Here is a 19208-nt window from a genome sequence, read left to right as displayed (position 1 = left end):
GATGGCCGAATCACAACCTCTGTCAGCTGCCCCGGAAGGGGCAGAATATCTGCGCGCGGTGCTCCGCGCGCCGGTATACGAAGCCGCGCAGGTGACACCGCTGCAAAAAATGGAAAAGCTTTCGTCGCGCCTTGATAACGTGATTCTTGTGAAGCGTGAAGACCGACAGCCGGTTCACAGCTTCAAGCTTCGCGGTGCTTACGCGATGATGGCGGGGCTGACCGAGGCGCAAAAAGCTCACGGGGTGATCACCGCGTCTGCGGGCAACCATGCCCAGGGCGTGGCGTTCTCTTCCGCTCGTCTGGGCGTAAAGGCACTGATCGTGATGCCTGTTGCGACGGCGGATATCAAAGTCGATGCCGTTCGTGGTTTCGGCGGCGAAGTGCTGCTGCATGGTGCAAACTTTGATGAAGCAAAAGCGAAAGCGATTGAACTGTCGCAGCAGCAGGGTTTTACCTGGGTTCCACCGTTCGATCACCCCATGGTGATCGCCGGTCAGGGGACGCTGGCGCTGGAGTTGCTCCAACAGGATGCTCATCTCGATCGCGTGTTTGTGCCGGTTGGCGGCGGCGGTCTGGCGGCGGGCGTCGCGGTACTGATCAAACAGCTGATGCCGCAAATCAAAGTCATTGCGGTGGAGGCGGAAGACTCCGCCTGTCTGAAAGCGGCGCTGGAGGCGGGTCATCCGGTCGATCTTCCCCGCGTCGGCCTGTTTGCAGAAGGCGTGGCGGTGAAGCGCATTGGGGATGAAACCTTTCGTTTGTGTCAGGAATATCTCGACGACATCATCACCGTGGATAGCGATGCGATTTGCGCGGCGATGAAAGACCTGTTTGAAGATGTGCGCGCAGTGGCAGAGCCTTCCGGCGCGCTGGCGCTGGCGGGAATGAAAAAGTACGTTGCCCAGCACAACATTCGCGGCGAACGTCTGGCGCATATCCTTTCCGGCGCTAACGTCAACTTCCACGGCCTGCGCTATGTTTCTGAGCGTTGCGAACTGGGCGAACAGCGCGAAGCGCTACTGGCGGTAACCATTCCGGAAGAAAAAGGTAGCTTCCTGAAGTTTTGCCAGTTGCTGGGCGGTCGCTCGGTTACCGAGTTTAACTATCGCTTTGCCGATGATAAGAACGCCTGTATTTTTGTCGGCGTTCGGCTGAGCAGGGGCATGGAAGAACGCACTGAGATCCTGAATCTGCTGCGCGACGGCGGCTATAGCGTGGTCGATCTCTCCGACGACGAAATGGCAAAACTGCACGTGCGCTACATGGTTGGTGGGCGTCCCTCTAAGCCGCTACAGGAGCGCTTATTCAGCTTCGAGTTTCCGGAATCTCCAGGCGCGCTGCTCAAGTTTTTGCATACGCTGGGCACCCACTGGAATATCTCATTATTCCATTACCGCAGTCACGGCACGGATTATGGCCGTGTACTGGCTGCGTTTGAACTGGGCGAGCACGAACCGGATTTCGAAACGCGACTGCAAGAACTGGGTTATGAGTGTCACGACGAAACAAATAACCCGGCATTCCGCTTCTTCCTCGCGGGTTAAGTGCTGCAGAACGAGGGATAACCTGAGTAGTTATCCCTCGCCATTTATTTTTCCCCTCTCTTTACCTTCTGCGTTGAATATTTTTGTTGTTAATGAATCTCTACCATAAAAATGTGATGTAATTCATAATAAAAAGCTCACCATGTTGCGCCAGACTTAGCTCATCTTTTGGGGGCAATACTCATCGCTTAACCATCGTTCCTGAATTAATATTGTCCTCAGTTAATTTTTAGCAGTTAGAGAGGATATTCGGATGAAAACGGATATAGTGAATGAGAATGAGCAGGAATGTGAATATTTTATGCCTCAACTCACGTTTCTCAATAAGCATTACAGTAATGCCACTGATTTTTTTTCTTCTATATTTTTATTGTTGAAAGAGAAAGGTTACGTCCGCGACTCTTTCCTTGACGCCATTCTTACGCGCGAGCAATTGTATCCTACAGGTCTACCTACGTCGCCAGTGGCTATTGCGCTCCCTCATACTGACCCGCAACATATTCTTCATCCCTTTATCTCTGTGACACGTTTATCGCACCCCATCGCCTGGCAGGAAATGGGGAATGACGATAACACGCTCTATATTCAATTTATTGTCCTTCTGGGTTTTATTGACCACAGCAGTCACTTGACTGCGCTGCAAAAGTTGATGGATTGCCTTGCTGATGAAGAGGTCGTCCAGGCGCTATGTGAAATAGACGATGTAGAGACCTTTCTCTGTACTCTCACATCAAGACTGCAATTAAATAAGGATTTATGAGATGAAAAAAGTCATTGTTGCATGTGGAAGCGGCGTTGCGACCTCACAGACAGTTGCCAGTAAAGTGATGCGCTTATTGAATGAACGCAATCAGTCGCACATTAAAGTTGAAGTTGTTGATCTTAAATCGCTCGAGAGCCATATCAAAGATAGTGCTGCTTATATTGCTATTACTAAAGTCGATAAACAATATCCTATCCCCGTGATTAACGGTATTGCATTTTTGACCGGTATGGGTATGGAGCAAGAATTACAAAAGATCATTGATGCCTGTAAATAAGGCGTAGCTCTTTAATCCGTATAATTATTTTTAGTGGGGAAGTGCTATGGACTTTCTTGGTGTAGTCATAAATTACATTCTGAATTTAGGTGCGCCGGTTTTTGTGCCCTTTATTATGCTGTTAGCCGGGTTGGTGGTACGGATGAAATTCCGTGATGCTGCTTCGGCAGCGATTACGCTGGGCGTGGCGTTTGTGGGAATGAGTATGCTGATCGGTTTTATGGTTGATGCTATCGGCGTTGCCGCACAAACCATGATGAATCGTACTGGTCTGGAACTGAGTATCGTTGATGGCGGCTGGACGACGATGGCGAATATTTCCTGGGCCTGGCCTTACGCTTTCGCCATGTTCCCGCTTCAGGTTGGCGTGAACATTGTGATGCTGATGCTGAACAAGACCAATACGTTTAACGCGGTTCTCTGGAACGTCTGGGGAAAAATTTTCACCGCCTTTATCGTCGTCAGCGTCACCACCCCGCTGTTCGGCGCTGCCTGGAGCCTGGCATTAGCATTCCTCATTGCCGCCTTCCAGATTATCGTTGAACTTAACGCCGGGGACATTCACCAACACCGTATAGAAAAACTAACGGGTATACCCGGAGTGACCTGTACTCACCGTATGGTGTTCTTTGGCGCGATTTACTATCCGTTCGATCTGTTGCTGCGTAAAATCCCGGTATGTAATAAACCTATGGACGCCACGGCACTGCGCACCAAAGTAGGGGTGTTCGCGGAAAACCACATTATCGGTTTTATTCTGGGGATCTTGTTCGGGATTATTGCGGGCTACAGTGTAGCGAAAACGCTGACGCTGGGCGTCCAGGCTGCCACGGCACTTGTACTGTTCCCGATGATTTCTAAGCTCTTTATGCAAGCGCTGTCACCGATCTCAGAAGCGATCAGTGATTACATGAACAAGAAATTCTCTGGGCGTAAGTTGTTTGTCGGAATTGACTGGCCGTTTATGGGAGGGGCCAGTGAAATCTGGTTCGCCATTATTGTTGCCATTCCTTTCACACTCATCTGGGCGTTAATTCTGCCCGGCAATAAGATTTTACCCTTCGCCGGTATTATCAATATTTCCCTGATCGTCCCGGCCTATCTGGTGACGAGGGGTAATACCTTGCGCATGGTGATCCTGAGTATTATTGGCGTACCGTTCTTCTTGTTTGTCGGGACGCAGTTCGCCCCAATGATCACCGAACTGGGACAAGCAACAAAGGCGATTACTATTCCGGCGGGTCAACTTATTTCAAACAGCTCAATTGATGCACCGGTCTTTACCTACGCCTTTTCTTTCTTGTTTAAATTCCTTGAAGGCAACCTTGTTCCGCTGATTTTCGCCATCTGGTGGGGATGCGGCTACTTCTTCTACTCCCGCGAATTACGCCGTGAAAGCAGCCTGGCGCAGCAGGAAGCCGAGCAGCAGGAGAAGATTCAACAAGCGTAACACGGGATTTTATCTCCCTGTCCGGCGGCAAAATCCGTTGCCGGACTTTCTCATCTCAGGAGAGTCGACATGGCTATGGATAAACGAGTCGTAGCGGTTCTGGACGCCATCGTGAACGAGCCCGGCATTACGGGGACGAAACTTGAAGAGCAGTTTCGCCTGACGCGAAAGCAATTAAGCTATACGTTGAAGAAGGTGAATGACTATCTGGAATCAAACCATTTTGATCGTATCAATCGTCTGAAAACCGGGAAGTTGCATATCCCGCGCCATGTGATTGAGCATTTTCGACAGAATCAGACCGCGCAAACCGAGCATCGTTATCTCTTTTCAGAAGAAGAACGCGGGCAAATGATCATTTTCATGCTGCTGACGCGTAGCGAAAGACTGTCGCTACTGCATCTCTCTTCATCGCTGGGGGTGAGTCAGAACACCATCATTACTGACCTGAAAAAGGTGCGCCTGGAGGTGATTACGCATAGTCTGGAGATTAGCTATGACCGGGGTAATGGTTACCATATTCTTGGTGAGGAACTGGAGAAACGCTATCTTCTGCTGAACTGCCTGCGTCGAGTGCTGGAAATTCCAGTCGCGAAAAATATCATTGCGCAATACAACAATGTGATGAGTGAGCATCTGGAAAAGGTGGGTCAAATTTTTAGTGAAATTGAGAAGCGATTTAAAATTCAATTTACCGACCGTCAACTTCAGGAATTGATCTATTTTATCAGTTTTGTCCTGCACCGAATTAAATCCGGTAAACACCTGGTCACAATTCCAGGCAGTTATGCTGATATTATTCGCAGCAGAGAGTTTACCCTGATGCAAAGTGTTGTTAGTAAAATAAATATTAATAGTGATAATGAACTTATTTTTCTTACAGCATTGATCCAAAGCTCTAATATTCAGAGTATCGCCGATAAATACTTTCATCTTGATACTATCTTGCTGGAAAGTGTAGTTGCAGTGGTTGATAGCTTTGAAAAAATAAGCTGTGTCACGATTAAAGAGAAAAATGAACTCATTGAAAAAATCTATCAGCACTGGAAGCCTGCCTATTATCGCATCCGTTATCATTTGCCTAATACCAGCAGTGTTTATGATCTGGTCGTAAAAGAATTTAGCCATCTGCACGAGATGGTGCGGCGTGCGGCAGTTCCGTTTGAGAAGCTATTACACTGCGTCATTCCCGATGAGGAGATGGCTTTTCTGACGGTGCTGTTTGGTGGTTGGCTGACGCGTGAAGGTGTTATCCACCAAATTAATTTACAGAAAACAGCGGTGGTGATGTGTGAAAATAGCGCGACCATCTCAACTTATCTGTTTTTGACGTTGCAGGTACTGTTCCCGGAACTGCACTTTACCCATGTGTTGTCCCGACGCGAGTTTGAGCGCTACACCGGGCATTATGATGTGGTCTTCTCCACCACTCATCTGAATACCAGCAAAATTGTTTTTGTGGTAAATCCATCCATCAGCAACATCCATAAAAGCGCCTTTCGCAACCACGTGATCAGTGCGCTACAGGGCGTAGACCCAAACATTATCCAGATTGAACAGCTACTGCTGATTTTCGAGCGCTTTGGCAACATCATCGATCACAAAGGACTGCAGAGGGCGCTTGCCAGCTATATCTACGATGAGAATAACACCACCAACGCGGTAGGCAGCATGGAGCCACCAACGCCATCGCTGACCGATTTGCTCACGAAAGAACACGTCCAGTTTGCCGCTGAACTACCCGACTCCTGGCAGATGGCAATAACTCTTGCTTCGGAATCTTTGTTGCGCTCTGGAGTGATTGAGTCACGCTACGTGCAGATCATGCTGCGCAAAATTACCGAGGAGCAACCCTGGATCATGCTGGCCGACGGGGTAATTATTGCCCACGCAGGCGTTGATGATGGCGCGCTGGATACCGGCATGGCGCTATTACGCCTGCCCTATAAGATTGCTATTGCCGATTATATGCAGGCCGATATTATCATCGTCCTCGCCACCCATAATCCGCAAAAGCACCTTAAGGCGCTTGCGCAATTAAATGAATTTCTTGAGTTCTATGATGGCGGAAATGTTATTCGCCGTGCGTTGGATGAATATGCGCTAATTAATGAATTAGTCCACCATCATTAAATATTAAAACTCTGCTGCAGTTTCTCGCTGCAGCGATATATCACGGCAATGGTTGTCGCGATAGCGCTCGCCCTTACCATCTGACACAGGATAAATATTATGTTAGAGATTCAGAAAAAACACGTCGTTGAAATGGCCAGAACCGCTCAACAGTGGGGATTATGTAAACATAAAGCGGGTAATTCCAGTGTAAGAGATAAAGACTCAGGGCTTATTCTGGTGACCCCGACCACCCTCGATAAAATGCAGCTAACTCCCAGAGATATTGTCGTGATGGACGTTGAGGCGAACGTGATTGAAAGTGAAGCCGGTTTACGCCCAACCAGTGAATGTCTGATGCATATTGAGATCTATAAGGCGCGACCAGACATTTTCGCCATTTCCCATACACACTCCCTCTATGCTACCTCATTTGCCGTGCTGAATAAGCCTATCCCGGCAGTGGTGTATGAATGTGCAATCCTCAATCTGAAAGATGGGATGATCCCAGTGGCGCCATATGGTCGCCCGGGCACGCCCGCATTGTCGACCAGTGTGATTGAACCGATTAAACGTGCCGACGCTATTCTGATGGAAAAACATGGCGCTATTGGCGTGGACAAAGATCCCTATGAGGCCGTGCTGAAATCTGCCTACCTCGAAGAGATGGCGCAGATTTATTACCACGCGCTGGTTATTAACGGGGGTAAAGAGCCAGAGTCCTTCGCTGCGGAAGAGTTGCAGCGCTGGGCGTACCCGTCACAGATTAAATTTGTCTGCTAATCGACGTCCCCGCCCACCGGGCGGGAAATTCATGGAGAGAACGCATGAAAAAATTTATCAATCAGGCAGAGGATTTTATTCCGGAGATGCTGGAAGGTATTTATCTGGCACACCCTGACCGCTTCGGTTTCGTTAATGACGATCGGCATTGTCTGGTGACCGCGCGCCCGGTACCGGGAAAGGTCGGCATCATCACCGGTGGAGGTTCCGGACACTTGCCGTTGTTTCTGGGGTATGTCGGTCGGGGGATGCTGGACGGTTGCGCGATTGGCGATGTGTTCCAGTCACCCTCACCGGAGCAGATTCTGGCCGTCACTCAGGCGGTGGATAGCGGCGCGGGCGTGCTTTACCTTTACGGCAACTACAATGGCGATATTTTTAATTTTGACATCGCGGCGGAAATGGCCGACATGGAGAGCGATATTCGTACCCGTACCGTGGTCGCTGCTGACGATTCGGCTGGTGCGACCTCGGGCAGCGAAGGGGTGATAACGCGACGCGGCGTGGCAGGGATTTTCTTTGTCTACAAATGCGCAGGGGCGGCGGCGGCCAGAATGGATGACCTCGATACGGTACAGCGTATCGCCCAAAAAGCCGGGGATCGCGTGCGTACGCTAGGCGTGGCGCTGTCGCCATGTATCGTCCCGCGAATGGGTAAACCGGGTTTTCACATTGGCGACAATGAGATGGAAATCGGTATGGGTATTCACGGTGAAAGTGGGATCCGTCGTGGACCGCTGCTGAGCGCCGGGAAGATTGCCGAAGAGATGATGTCCTGGTTGCTGGCCGACTCGCCTTGCCAGCAGGGTGATGAAGTGGCGGTCCTGATTAACGGTCTTGGCGCGACGCCGCTGGAAGAGCTGTATCTGATGTACCGCCATGTGCATCAGATTCTGGCACAGAGCAATATTCGTGTCTTCCGAGTCTGGGTTGGTGAGTTTGCTACGGCAATGGAGATGGCCGGGATGTCCATTAGTCTAATGCCGTTGGATGACGAGCTGAAGTCGCTACTGAATGCCGAAGCCGATACGCCGATGTTCCGGCAGTTATCGGCTTAAGGGGGCGAGATGGTGTTAGATGTTGAGAGCCTGCGCCCGCTTTTTGCCGAGTGGGCCCACGTGATGCAGAGTAACAAACAGGTGCTGACAGAACTGGATAGCGTGGTCGGCGACGGAGATCTGGGGCTGACCATGAGCGATGGTTTTGCGGCGGCGTATGCTTGTGCGCAGCAGAGTGACGAGTGCGATTTGGGGCGCTTTTTTTATAAGGTGGGCAAGGTAATGGCATCAGCGGTGCCCTCTACGATGGGCACGCTGATGGCCTCTGGCCTGATGCAGGTGGGCAAAGTGCTAAAGGGGCGAGAGACCCTGACTCTGTCAGATGCTGGCGTGTTGTTTCAGGCCTGGTTTGACGGCGTACAGCAGCGTGGTAAGGCGCAGCCGGGCGAAAAGACTTTTCTTGACGGTATGGTTCCGGCGCTGGCAGCGCTGCGTTCACCTGCTGCGCCACTGAAACAGGCACGAGAAGCGTTGTGGCTGGCGCAGCAGGGCGTGCAGCAGACCACCACTATGGTGGCTAAACATGGTCGTGCGGCTATCCACGGTGAGCGTTCCCGATCGTTTGTCGACCCGGGCGCGATGGTCGCCCAGCTTTTGATACAGGGTTATTTTAACTTTGTTCAGGCTATTTGCCCGGCTGACGGGCGGTGAAAAAGGAATTGCTACTATGTTGAAAGAGGTTGTGAGGATCAGTAATCAGCACGGTATTCACGCGCGCCCGGCAGGCGTTCTGGCTAAAGCCTGTGCTCAGTATCAATCACGGATTGAGATGATCTACGACGGCAAAACCATTAAGGGGAAAAGTATCATGAGCATCCTGGGTGCGGGGATCAAAGGAAAAGGTTCGCTGGAGATCATTTGCAGCGGTAGCGATGAAGAAGAAGCGATGGAGAAGCTGAAGATATTGTTTGCTGAAGGTTTTGGTTTTGACTAATGCGCCTCCAGAAACAACCTTAAAAACCGGCATACAGCGCCGGTTTTTTGTTTTCTGTTAACCAGACTAATTGGCGAATTCGGCCATAAACTGCAGAATCAACGCCATCGACACAGCGCCAGGATCGCAATGACCAATGGACCGTTCGCCGAGATTTTTTGCGCGGCCAAAACGTGCGACCATTGCGGAAGTGCTCTCTGCACCTGCCATCGCTGCCTGGGCGCAGTGTGATAACGCTTGCGGTAGCGGCAGGGCAATGTCGATTTCGGCCTGTTCTGATGCAGCAGCCAGAGCATCGACCATGGTTTTATCCCCTGGCTTCGCACCACCACGCTGATGGATAGCGTTACTACCCGCGTTCAGCCACTTTGCCAACGTGGTGGCGTCAAACTCAACACAACCCGTCAATTCTTTCCCTCCCGCGCGGAACAAGGTGCCGAAGATGGCACCGGAAGCGCCACCCATGCTGGTCATCAGTCGTGTACCACTTTTCAGCAGGCATTCCCCGATATCCGTTGGAGAAAAATCTGGAGATGCGAGTTGCGCATGCAGGGCTGTGAAGCCGCGCTTGATACCAATGCCGTGATCGCCGTCGCCAATCATCTGATCGAGCGTGGTCAAGCGAGGCTCGCTGGCGATCATGCCTTCTGATACGTGTAGCAGGCAGGCGATAAATTGTGTGGTATTCATCTTATTTTCTCCAGCCTGGGGTGTTGATGGGATAGTCGTACAGTCGCTGCATTTCGTCATCCAGACGCAGCATACTGAGCGAAAAACCGGACATCTCCAGTGAAGTACAGAAGTGGCCAACCTGTACGTCATAGGTCGTGATACCACGCTCATTCAGCGCCATACCAACCTTACGGGTTATCACCATCAGTTCGGTGTTGCTTAAGGAGCCCAGATTATTGACGCTGATACAAATCTTATCGCCGCGGGTGAAGGGCAGGTCGGCGCACAACCGTGCGATCATCATCTCGACCAGTTCATCAGTATGTGGCATGGGAATACGGCACAATCCCGGTTCACCATGAATGCCGATACCCAGCTCGATCTCGTTATCCGCCAGCGTAAAGTTAAACGTGTCGGACTGAGGTAGTGCACAGCCGCTGAGCGCCACACCGAGAGTACGTGTATTGTGGTTGGCTTTCTGCGCCAGCGCTTCCAGCGCAGGCAACGAGTAGTGCTCAAACTGCGCCGCCGCCCCTGCCAGTTTGTACAAAAACGCCAGCCCACCGACACCTCTACGGTCGGATATTCTTTCTGGCGGCGCAGAGGCGATATCATCAGTGGCGCGAACAGTACGGCACTCAATGCCCTCTTCCGCCAGAATTTCAGCGGCGATGTCAAAGTTCATGCCATCACCTGAATAGTTGCCGTAGAGGAAAAGCACGCCGTTGCCCTGATGGACGGCGTGGCTGGCTTCGATAATCTGGTCGGGAGAGGGCGAGGTAAAGACCTCGCCCAGCGCGCAGGCATCGATACCACCTTCGCCAACAAATCCAGCAAATGTCGGCTCGTGGCCGCTGCCACCGCCGCTGACAATCACTACCTGCTCATCCTGCGGCATGGTGCGATAAACTGCGCAGTACTCCGGCAAGGTGTGAATTTTTCCCATCCCGACGTACTCCAGCCCCTGCAGGATTTCACTGCGGATATTATCGGTATTATTGAACAGCTTTTTCGGTTTTTGCATCGTCTCACCCTCTCGTAAGGTACTGTTTCTTTAGTGACGATTTTACCTGTGACGCTCGCTCAGCCCTGGTTCCTTTGATACCAATTAATCTCCTGCCTGAGGGGCATGATTTCAGGTTGCTATTTGAGGATTTTCTGGATAGTTATGAGGGAGGTAATAGACATCGTTAAGCGAGGCAAGCAGATGGCTGGACGCTTTCAGGGATTTGCACAGGAAGGGCTGACGTTTCTTCAGCAGGTAAAAATTGAAAACGATAAAACGTGGTTCGAGGAGCACCGTTTTATTTACGATCGCAGCATACTCACGCCGTTTCGGGCACTGGTGGATGACTTAGCGCCGGTGATGTCAGAGATTGATCCGCTACTGGAAACCCGTTCCGCTATCGGCAAAACGCTATCGCGTATTCACCGTGATACCCGTTTTTCCCATGACAAATCGCTTTACCGCAGCCGGATGTGGCTGACCTTCAAACGTTCAGCCAGGAACTGGACCGATGCCCCCGCGTATTTTTTTGAAATCAGCCCGGATACATTGCGTTACGGACTGGGTTATTACAGCGCCAGTAAGCCGACGATGGATCTGTTTCGTCATACGCTGAAACAGCGGCCCACGCAGTTTCTGGAAGTGGCTGACTGTTGTCGGGCGCCGTTTGAGCTGGTGGGGGAGCGCTATAAGCGACTGCTGGTAAAGGATCTTGATCCGACGATTTCCGACTGGTATCACCGTAAATCCTTTGCGGCAATGGCAACGGATACTGATGTGGAAAAACTCTTCCGCGCCGATCTGGTGACGCTGCTGGCTGACGGTTTCCGCCAACTGGAACCGCTGTACCAATGGTTAATGCAGGTAGAAACCCTGAAGCAAATAGACCCGGCGGATCTGTAACCGTTACCGGCCTTCGTCGATTTTCCTCTCGAGGACAATTTTCCAGAATGCATCGATGAGCGGCTCATGCAGCCGCTTTTTCGGTGCGCAGACGCCCAGCTCAAACGGCGTTTTCTCATCACTACGTTCCAGAATCATCACGCGATTGCGCACTGGTTCGGGGCTGTTTTCCAGTACCACTTCGGGCAGCAACGCCACGCCGCAGCCAAGCGCCACCATCGACACCATCGCTTCATGACCGCCCACGGTAGCGTAAATTTGCGGATTGCTGATTTTATGACGACGGAACCACAGTTCAATGCGTCGGCGCACCGGTCCCTGATCGGCCATGATGAAGGGCACTGTAGACCAGTCGGGTTTCTCCACCGACACCTGATTGCGTACCGGGCAGGGCAGCGCCGGGGCAATGAGCACGACCGCCAGATTTTCCAGCATCGAAAACGCCACCGCGCCGGGCAGTGTCTCCGGCTTTCCGGCAATCGCCAGATCCGCTTCGCCGGTCACTACCTTTTCCATTGCATCGGCGGCGTCGCCGGTGGTGAGCTTTATTTCTACCGAGGGATGTTCAGCGCGAAATCTGTCGAGGATCGGTGGCAGATGGCTATAGGCTGCGGTAACCGAACAGAAGATATGCAATTCTCCCGACAACGACGGGCCTTGCTGATCGAGGGTGTGGCGCAGCTGCTGATACTGCAATAGCGTCTGTTGGGCAAACGTTCGCAGCTCTTCACCCGCTTCGGTCAGCGTGACCGTGCGGTTATCGCGGACAAACAGCGGCTGGCCGAGGTCTTCCTCAAGGCGTTGGATCTGCCGTGATAACGTCGAAGGGCTGACGTGCATGGCCCGCGCGCTGCGGCCAAAATGACGGCTTTCCGCCAGATGCAGGAACATTTTCAGATCGCGTAAATCCACGGACTCCACTCCACCTTTTGACATTGCAAATATTGCAACGTGACGTTGTGAATATATCAATTTCCGCAATAAATTTCCTGTTGTAAGGTGGTTTCAATCTCGCAAAACGCGAACCGAACAATAAGACAGTACAACATCACGAGGAATCACCATGGCTAACTACTTCAACACACTGAATTTGCGTCAGCAGCTGGCGCAACTGGGTAAATGTCGCTTTATGGGCCGCGACGAATTTGCCGATGGTGCAAGCTACCTTCAGGGTAAAAAAGTGGTCATCGTCGGCTGTGGCGCGCAGGGCCTGAACCAGGGCCTGAACATGCGTGATTCCGGGCTGGATATCTCTTATGCGCTGCGTAAAGAGGCGATTGCTGAGAAGCGCGCGTCCTGGCGTAAAGCGACGGAAAACGGCTTCAAAGTGGGCACTTACGAGGAGCTGATCCCGCAGGCGGATCTGGTGGTTAACCTGACGCCAGACAAACAGCACTCCGACGTGGTGCGCTCTGTACAACCGCTGATGAAAGACGGCGCAGCGCTGGGTTACTCTCACGGCTTCAACATTGTTGAAGTGGGCGAGCAGATCCGTAAAGACATCACCGTGGTGATGGTCGCGCCGAAGTGTCCGGGTACCGAAGTGCGTGAAGAGTACAAACGTGGTTTCGGCGTGCCGACGCTTATCGCGGTTCACCCGGAAAACGATCCGAAAGGCGAAGGCATGGCGATTGCGAAAGCCTGGGCTGCGGCGACCGGTGGTCATCGTGCGGGTGTACTGGAATCCTCTTTCGTTGCGGAAGTGAAATCGGACCTGATGGGCGAGCAGACCATTCTGTGCGGTATGCTGCAGGCCGGTTCTCTGTTGTGCTTCGATAAGCTGGTGGAAGAAGGCACCGATCCGGCCTATGCCGAAAAACTGATTCAGTTCGGCTGGGAAACCATCACCGAAGCGCTGAAGCAGGGCGGTATCACGCTGATGATGGACCGCCTGTCCAACCCGGCGAAACTGCGCGCTTACGCACTCTCCGAACAGCTGAAAGCGATTATGGCACCGCTGTTCCAGAAACATATGGACGACATCATCTCCGGTGAGTTCTCTTCCGGTATGATGGCGGACTGGGCCAACGACGATAAGAAACTGCTGACCTGGCGTGAAGAGACCGGTAAAACCGCGTTTGAAACCGCCCCGCAGTTTGACGGAAAAATCGGCGAGCAGGAGTACTTCGATAAAGGCGTACTGATGATCGCCATGGTGAAAGCGGGCGTTGAGCTGGCGTTTGAAACGATGGTGGATTCCGGCATCATTGAAGAATCTGCGTACTACGAATCACTGCACGAGCTGCCGCTGATTGCGAACACCATTGCGCGTAAGCGTCTGTATGAAATGAACGTGGTCATTTCTGATACCGCAGAATACGGTAACTACCTGTTCTCTTACGCTTGCGTACCGCTGCTCAAAGAGTTCATGACCACGCTGCAGGCAGGCGATTTGGGTAAAGCGATCGCCGAAGGCGCGGTGGATAACGCGCAGTTGCGTGATGTGAACGAAGCCATCCGCAGCCATGCTATCGAGCAGGTAGGTAAGAAACTGCGTGGGTATATGACGGATATGAAGCGCATTGCTGTTGCGGGTTAAGGCCTGACAAGAATTGCCGGATGGCGCTACGCTTATCCGGCCTACGAAACGGTCATTTTTTTGTAGGCCGGATAAGGCGTTTACGCCGTCATCCGGCAAAAAAAGCCCAGAGTCTGAACGCTCTGGGCTTTTGCTTAGTTACGGTACAGCACTTTAATGATGTGGTAACCGAACTGGGTGTGCAGCGGGCCGGTAGGCTCCAGCACCGGGCAGGAAAAGACCACTTTATCGAACGCCGGAACCATCTGGCCCTGACGGAATTCGCCTAAGTCACCGCCTCTTTTGCCTGACGGGCAGATAGAGTGTTTCTTCGCCAGTTTGCCGAAGTCGGCGCCGTTTTTAATCTGTTCCAGAAGATCCTGTGCCAGTTTCTCTTCTTTAACCAGGATATGCAGTGCTGCTGCGGTTTTTGCCATTATTACGTTCTCATGTCTCAAAGGTTGCCCGCCACTTTATCATTCCTCTGGGCGTCAGACATATACTCTTCGCCAGCGCAGGACAGATGTCTCATCGGGTGTATTGAATCGGGAGATAGACAGCACTTTCGTCGGGTGTATTCCTGAGAGGCGGGACAGCGGTCCTGTCTTTCCGTCAGTGGAGAGAGATAACATGGACACAATGAAAAAAGCAGATTTTTCAGGCGACTGGCTTATCGGGTTAACTCAGGTTGTACATGACCCTCTGTTGTATGAACTCCTCAAATACTGCCCGCTGGAGGTCATGCAGCGCTGGCGTTTTGACGATATCCCGTGCGGCGCGCTGATTTGTCGTCAGGGTGAGGTCTGTCGACAGTTTTCACTGATTGTATCGGGTGAAGTGGATGTCTTTTACGAGGCTGAAGATGGTCGTCGTTATCGACAGGCGCATTACTGCAAAGGTGACATGCTGGGAGAGCTGGAGATATTTGAGTCGCGGCATTACATCTGCTCAGTGGTGGCTGTGGGTCATGTCCAGCTGCTAAGTCTGTCGCAGGAACATTTTAGTCACTGGCTGGCTCTGGATAATCATTTCAACCAGCGAATGTTGCGCTTCTTTAGTCAGCAATATTATCAGCTGTCGAAAAAGGCCAGTAGCGACAATTTATATTCACTGCACCAGCGGCTATGCCAGGCATTATGGCTGCGATATCAACACAATAAATCGACGTCTATTTTGCTGGATAAACAAAATCTGAGTCAGGAATTTGCAGCAACCACACGCAGTATTAACCGTATTTTGCACGATCTTAAATCATTGAAAATTATTGATAGCGATGGGGATCGTATTGTTCTGCTGGCTCCTGAAAAACTGAAGCAGGAGGCGGAGAGTTAAACGCCCTGGGGCGTAAGGAGACGAGAGATGCAACCCCATATTCGATTAAGCAAAAGCATGACGAGGGCAAAGTATGCGCTATTGCCTGGCGATCCCGAACGGGTGGATCGGATAGTCCGTTTCCTTGATAACCCCGAAATGCTGGGGCAAAACCGGGAGTTTCGCGCGGCGCGTGGTGAATATAAGGGCGTTGAAATTCTGGTGCTATCGACGGGAATAGGCGGACCCTCGACCGCTATCGCGGTTGAGGAGTTACGCCAGATTGGCATCGACACGCTGATCCGGATCGGAAGTTGCGGAGCATTGCAGGAGACGCTGGCGCTGGGCGAGGTGATTATCGCCCACGGCGCGGTCGCGGATGATGGCACCAGTAAAACCTATGCGCCAGCCAGCTATCCGGCATGTGCGGATCCGCAACTCACGGCAACGCTGATGCAGCTGGCGTTGCAAATGAACATTCCCGCGAGTTGTGGACTGGTGCGCAGCCACGACAGTTTTTACACCGACCGCGAGGCTGAACTGGATGCCGAATGGTCCGCCCGCGGTATCCTTGGCGCCGATATGGAGACGGCCGCACTGATGGTGGTCGGTGCATTACGCGGGTTACGTACGGCGTCGTTGCTCAATGTGGTTGTCGCCCATAACGGCTGTCTGGACAGCAGCATCAACAATTATGTGCAACAAGAAACGCGGTGTCAGCAGGGGGAAGTTCATCAGATTTCCCTGGCGTTACAGGCCATTTACTTCGACAGTCAGCAAGGAGAGCAATGATGGACTTTTTCAGTATTAACAACGTAATGGTCAACATTCCTCTCGGAGAGGGTGGGTACGCACTCTCGTGGATTGAGGCGATCGGTACCGTTTTTGGTTTACTGTGTATCTGGTGTGCCAGCAGGGAAAAAATTATTAATTACCTGTTCGGCCTGATAAACGTCACCCTGTTTGCCGCTATCTTTTTCCAGATCCAACTGTATGCCAGTTTGCTGCTTCAGGTGTTCTTCTTTGCGGCGAATATCTACGGCTGGTATGCGTGGAGTCGCCAGAATGAGGAACAGGAGGCGGCGTTGAAGGTTCGCTGGCTTTCCCGGCAGCAAACGCTGGTGCTGGGCAGTGTCTGCATTGTCGCTATCCTGTTGATGACGTTGTTTATTGATCCGGTATTTGCGACGCTCACCCGGATCATGATTGCGCTGTTGCACACCGTGGGGATGTCAGTGGCAATGCCTGAACTACAGCCGGATGCTTTCCCGTTCTGGGATTCTACTATGCTGGTGCTGTCGATTGCCGCAATGGTGTTAATGACCCGCAAGTATGTGGAAAACTGGTTACTGTGGGTGCTCATTGATGTCATTAGCGTGGTGATTTATGCGGTTCAGGGCGTTTATGCCATGTCGCTTGAGTATGTTCTGCTGACAGCCATTGCGGTGATGGGTTCTTACAGCTGGATTCTGAGCGCGAAACGTAACGGCTATACGCCACTCGCTGCCAGCGCATCCTGATTGATATTTTTCAGGCTGCCTGTCAGGCAGCCTCAGATCGCTGACAAAGAAGGATAAAACGTGGTTTTTCCTTCTTTGTGGTTATCAGTCGAAAATCAATACATTGATTTTCCTGGTTTTTAATTAGGTTATCTCTGCTTACCCGGTATCGGGATGAGGTTTGTCATCACTCTCAGGCTGCCGGACAGGCAGCCTGTTACTCCCTTGGCCTCGCTTTCTGCTACAATTCGTCCCCCGTTCGAAGATTGAGCACTTTTTCCTATGCGTTTAAATCCCGGCCAACAACAAGCTGTCGAATTCGTCACCGGACCTTGCCTGGTGCTGGCGGGTGCGGGTTCCGGTAAGACTCGCGTTATCACCAATAAGATTGCTCACCTGATCCGTGGCTGCGGTTATCAGGCGCGGCACATTGCGGCGGTGACTTTTACCAACAAAGCGGCGCGTGAGATGAAAGAGCGTGTCGGACAGACGTTGGGGCGCAAAGAAGCGCGCGGGTTAATGATCTCCACTTTCCATACGCTGGGGCTGGAGGTGATTAAACGCGAATACGCCGCGCTGGGGATGAAATCGAATTTCTCGCTGTTTGACGATACGGACCAGGTTGCGCTGCTAAAAGACCTGACGGAAGGGCTGATTGAAGACGACAAAGTCGTGCTGCAACAGCTGATATCGACAATCTCAAACTGGAAGAACGATCTCAAAACGCCGGCGCAGGCGGCAGCCAGTGCGAAAGGCGAACGCGATCGTATCTTCGCGCACTGCTACGGTCTGTACGATGCGCATATGAAAGCCTGTAACGTCCTCGACTTTGACGATCTGATTTTGCTGCCGACGTTGCTGCTACAGCGCAATGAAGAAGTGCGCGAGCGCTGGCAGAACAAGATTCGCTACCTGCTGGTGGATGAATATCAGGATACCAACACCAGTCAGTACGAGCTGGTGAAACTGCTGGTGGGAAACCGGGCGCGATTCACCGTCGTGGGTGATGACGATCAGTCGATCTACTCCTGGCGCGGTGCGCGCCCGCAAAACCTGGTGCTGTTAAGTCAGGATTTCCCGGCGTTACAGGTGATCAAACTGGAGCAAAACTACCGCTCTTCCGGGCGGATCCTGAAGGCGGCGAACATCCTCATTGCCAACAACCCTCACGTTTTTGAAAAGCGTCTCTTTTCCGAACTGGGATACGGCGCAGAGCTCAAAGTCCTGAGTGCGAATAATGAGGAACACGAAGCCGAGCGGGTGACCGGGGAGCTGATCGCCCATCACTTTGTGAATAAAACGGAATATAAAGATTACGCCATTCTGTATCGCGGCAATCACCAGGCGCGGGTGTTTGAAAAATTCCTCATGCAGAACCGTATTCCATACAAAATCTCCGGCGGGACGTCGTTCTTCTCACGTCCGGAGATTAAAGATTTGCTGGCTTATCTACGGGTGTTAACCAACCCGGATGATGACAGCGCGTTCCTGCGGATTGTGAATACGCCAAAACGTGAAATCGGCCCCGCCACGCTGCAAAAGCTGGGCGAATGGGCGATGACACGTAACAAAAGCCTGTTTACCGCCAGTTTTGATTTGGGATTGAGCCAGACGCTCACCGGGCGCGGCTATGACTCGCTCACCCGTTTTACCCACTGGCTGGGCGATGTTCAAAGGCTGGCGGAACGTGAGCCGATCGCCGCCGTCCGCGATCTCATCCACGGAATAGATTACGAATCCTGGCTTTATGAAACTTCCCCCAGCCCAAAAGCGGCTGAAATGCGTATGAAAAACGTCAACCAGCTGTTTAGCTGGATGACCGAAATGCTGGAAGGAAGCGAACTGGATGAGCCTATGACGCTCACTCAGGTTGTCACGCGTTTCACGCTGCGCGACATGATGGAGCGCGGCGAGAGTGAGGAAGAGCTGGACCAGGTGCAACTGATGACGCTGCACGCCTCGAAAGGGCTGGAGTTCCCGTATGTGTTTATGGTGGGAATGGAAGAGGGATTCCTGCCACACCAGAGCAGTATCGATGAAGACAACATCGACGAAGAGCGACGCCTGGCCTATGTTGGGATCACCCGTGCGCAGAAAGAGCTGATTTTTACGCTGTGTAAAGAGCGGCGTCAGTATGGTGAACTGGTGCGCCCGGAGCCGAGCCGCTTCCTGCTGGAGTTACCGCAGGACGATCTGATTTGGGAGCAGGAGCGTAAAGTGGTGAGCGCCGAAGAGCGAATGCAGAAAGGGCAAAGCCATCTGGCGAATCTGAAAGCCATGATGGCGGCAAAGCGCGGCCAATAAAATAATGCCGGGTGGCGGCTTCGCCTTACCCGGCCTACAATTTATTTATATATCAACGAATTGAAAAAAACT

The 19208-nt window shown here is 52.0% G+C and carries 19 protein-coding genes; 15 read left to right on the top strand and 4 right to left on the bottom strand.

The features are described 5' to 3' along the window. The first annotated feature begins 1 nt into the window (after position 1). The 9 genes from ilvA (at position 2) to OGY35_RS11750 (ending at position 8923) form a co-directional block, all read left to right on the top strand. A complete protein-coding gene (ilvA, locus tag OGY35_RS11790; RefSeq protein ID WP_052747013.1) occupies positions 2 to 1546 on the top strand; it encodes a threonine ammonia-lyase, biosynthetic in 1545 nt (514 codons plus the stop codon). 253 nt (positions 1547 to 1799) lie between these two features. Beyond that, the gene (locus OGY35_RS11785; RefSeq protein ID WP_178823776.1) at positions 1800 to 2306 is read left to right on the top strand and encodes a PTS sugar transporter subunit IIA; all 507 of its coding nucleotides are present in this window, start codon (positions 1800 to 1802) and stop codon (positions 2304 to 2306) included. 1 nt (position 2307) lies between these two features. Further along, positions 2308 to 2586 (top strand): PTS sugar transporter subunit IIB, encoded by a 279-nt coding sequence (locus OGY35_RS11780; RefSeq protein ID WP_178823779.1) that lies wholly within the window; start codon positions 2308 to 2310, stop codon positions 2584 to 2586. Between the two features lie 46 nt (positions 2587 to 2632). Further along, a complete protein-coding gene (locus OGY35_RS11775) occupies positions 2633 to 4036 on the top strand; it encodes a PTS galactitol transporter subunit IIC (RefSeq protein WP_286632357.1) in 1404 nt (467 codons plus the stop codon). Positions 4037 to 4105: 69 nt separating this feature from the next. After that, positions 4106 to 6169: a BglG family transcription antiterminator gene (locus tag OGY35_RS11770; protein ID WP_286632356.1), complete on the top strand. Its 2064-nt coding sequence runs from the start codon at positions 4106 to 4108 to the stop codon at positions 6167 to 6169. Positions 6170 to 6268: 99 nt separating this feature from the next. Further along, positions 6269 to 6931 carry a class II aldolase/adducin family protein gene (locus OGY35_RS11765; RefSeq protein ID WP_286632355.1) on the top strand — a complete coding sequence of 221 codons (663 nt, stop codon included), beginning with the start codon at positions 6269 to 6271 and terminating at the stop codon, positions 6929 to 6931. Positions 6932 to 6975: 44 nt separating this feature from the next. Continuing rightward, positions 6976 to 7989 carry a dihydroxyacetone kinase subunit DhaK gene (locus tag OGY35_RS11760; RefSeq protein WP_286632354.1) on the top strand — a complete coding sequence of 338 codons (1014 nt, stop codon included), beginning with the start codon at positions 6976 to 6978 and terminating at the stop codon, positions 7987 to 7989. Positions 7990 to 7998: 9 nt separating this feature from the next. Then, positions 7999 to 8640, top strand: a complete 642-nt coding sequence (locus tag OGY35_RS11755) for a dihydroxyacetone kinase family protein (protein ID WP_152400892.1) — start codon at positions 7999 to 8001, stop codon at positions 8638 to 8640. 16 nt (positions 8641 to 8656) lie between these two features. Continuing rightward, a complete protein-coding gene (locus tag OGY35_RS11750; RefSeq protein WP_178823790.1) occupies positions 8657 to 8923 on the top strand; it encodes an HPr family phosphocarrier protein in 267 nt (88 codons plus the stop codon). Between the two features lie 66 nt (positions 8924 to 8989). On the opposite strand, the gene dhaL is transcribed toward OGY35_RS11750, so the two are convergent. Together dhaL and OGY35_RS11740 are read right to left on the bottom strand one after the other, a co-directional pair. After that, positions 8990 to 9613 (bottom strand): dihydroxyacetone kinase subunit DhaL, encoded by a 624-nt coding sequence (dhaL, locus tag OGY35_RS11745; protein ID WP_152400895.1) that lies wholly within the window; start codon positions 9611 to 9613, stop codon positions 8990 to 8992. A gap of 1 nt (position 9614) precedes the next feature. Beyond that, positions 9615 to 10619, bottom strand: coding sequence for a dihydroxyacetone kinase subunit DhaK (locus OGY35_RS11740; RefSeq protein ID WP_286632353.1), 1005 nt, complete (start codon positions 10617 to 10619; stop codon positions 9615 to 9617). 183 nt (positions 10620 to 10802) lie between these two features. On the opposite strand from OGY35_RS11740, the gene OGY35_RS11735 reads away from it, so the two are divergent. Then, positions 10803 to 11504 carry a DUF2461 domain-containing protein gene (locus tag OGY35_RS11735; protein WP_286632352.1) on the top strand — a complete coding sequence of 234 codons (702 nt, stop codon included), beginning with the start codon at positions 10803 to 10805 and terminating at the stop codon, positions 11502 to 11504. A 3-nt stretch (positions 11505 to 11507) separates the two neighbouring features. On the opposite strand, the gene ilvY is transcribed toward OGY35_RS11735, so the two are convergent. Next, on the bottom strand, positions 11508 to 12440 hold the full coding sequence (gene ilvY / locus OGY35_RS11730) for an HTH-type transcriptional activator IlvY (protein ID WP_178825299.1): 933 nt from the start codon (positions 12438 to 12440) through the stop codon (positions 11508 to 11510). 127 nt (positions 12441 to 12567) lie between these two features. Here ilvY and ilvC point away from each other — a divergent pair, with 127 nt between their 5' ends. Next, a complete protein-coding gene (gene ilvC, locus OGY35_RS11725) occupies positions 12568 to 14043 on the top strand; it encodes a ketol-acid reductoisomerase (RefSeq protein ID WP_152400902.1) in 1476 nt (491 codons plus the stop codon). 134 nt (positions 14044 to 14177) lie between these two features. Here ilvC and ppiC read toward each other — a convergent pair whose 3' ends face one another. Then, positions 14178 to 14459 carry a peptidylprolyl isomerase PpiC gene (gene ppiC, locus OGY35_RS11720; RefSeq protein WP_006812396.1) on the bottom strand — a complete coding sequence of 94 codons (282 nt, stop codon included), beginning with the start codon at positions 14457 to 14459 and terminating at the stop codon, positions 14178 to 14180. A gap of 193 nt (positions 14460 to 14652) precedes the next feature. Here ppiC and OGY35_RS11715 point away from each other — a divergent pair, with 193 nt between their 5' ends. The 4 genes from OGY35_RS11715 (at position 14653) to rep (ending at position 19136) form a co-directional block, all read left to right on the top strand. Beyond that, the gene (locus OGY35_RS11715; protein WP_286632351.1) at positions 14653 to 15354 is read left to right on the top strand and encodes a Crp/Fnr family transcriptional regulator; all 702 of its coding nucleotides are present in this window, start codon (positions 14653 to 14655) and stop codon (positions 15352 to 15354) included. 27 nt (positions 15355 to 15381) lie between these two features. Further along, positions 15382 to 16125, top strand: coding sequence for a nucleoside phosphorylase (locus OGY35_RS11710; RefSeq protein ID WP_286632350.1), 744 nt, complete (start codon positions 15382 to 15384; stop codon positions 16123 to 16125). Further along, positions 16125 to 16853: a nicotinamide riboside transporter PnuC gene (pnuC, locus tag OGY35_RS11705; protein ID WP_152406227.1), complete on the top strand. Its 729-nt coding sequence runs from the start codon at positions 16125 to 16127 to the stop codon at positions 16851 to 16853. Before OGY35_RS11710 ends, pnuC begins: the two co-directional genes overlap by 1 nt. Positions 16854 to 17114: 261 nt before the next feature. Then, complete coding sequence (rep, locus tag OGY35_RS11700; RefSeq protein WP_152400908.1) at positions 17115 to 19136, top strand: DNA helicase Rep; 2022 nt, start codon at positions 17115 to 17117, stop codon at positions 19134 to 19136. The last annotated feature ends 72 nt before the right edge of the window (positions 19137 to 19208 follow it).

Origin of the sequence: Citrobacter sp. Ct235 (genome assembly GCF_030332305.1) — a bacterium.
Classification (GTDB): domain Bacteria; phylum Pseudomonadota; class Gammaproteobacteria; order Enterobacterales; family Enterobacteriaceae; genus Citrobacter_A; species Citrobacter_A telavivensis.
Note: the sequence above shows the minus strand (reverse complement) of the source record. Positions and strands in the feature narration are given on the sequence as shown.